This window comes from Halomonas sp. ND22Bw (genome assembly GCF_003011945.1).
GTDB lineage: Bacteria > Pseudomonadota > Gammaproteobacteria > Pseudomonadales > Halomonadaceae > Halomonas > Halomonas halophila.
Genome location: NZ_PXWD01001601.1, coordinates 1 through 242, shown reverse-complemented (window position 1 = coordinate 242; position 242 = coordinate 1). Strand labels below are relative to the sequence as shown.

Annotated in this window: 1 protein-coding gene; it reads left to right on the top strand. The window is 67.4% G+C overall.

The annotated features are described in order from the left end of the window. Positions 1–242: MetQ/NlpA family ABC transporter substrate-binding protein (locus tag CVH10_RS23655; RefSeq protein WP_369336008.1), on the top strand; the 242-nt coding region annotated here is incomplete at both ends.

Genomic DNA, 242 nt, shown 5'->3' with positions numbered 1-242 from the left:
CGACCCGACCACCGAGGGCCGCTCGCGGATCCTGATGCACGAGCTGGGCCTGATCACCCTGGACGATCCCGAGAACCTCGAGGCGACCCCGCTGAACATCGGCGAGAACCCGCACGACTTCGACTTCCGCGAGATCGAGGCCGCCCAGCTGCCCCGCGTGCTGCCCGCTGTGGACATGGCCTTCATCAATAACACCTTCGCCCAGCCGGCCGGCCTGAGCCTGGACGATGCCCTGATCAAGG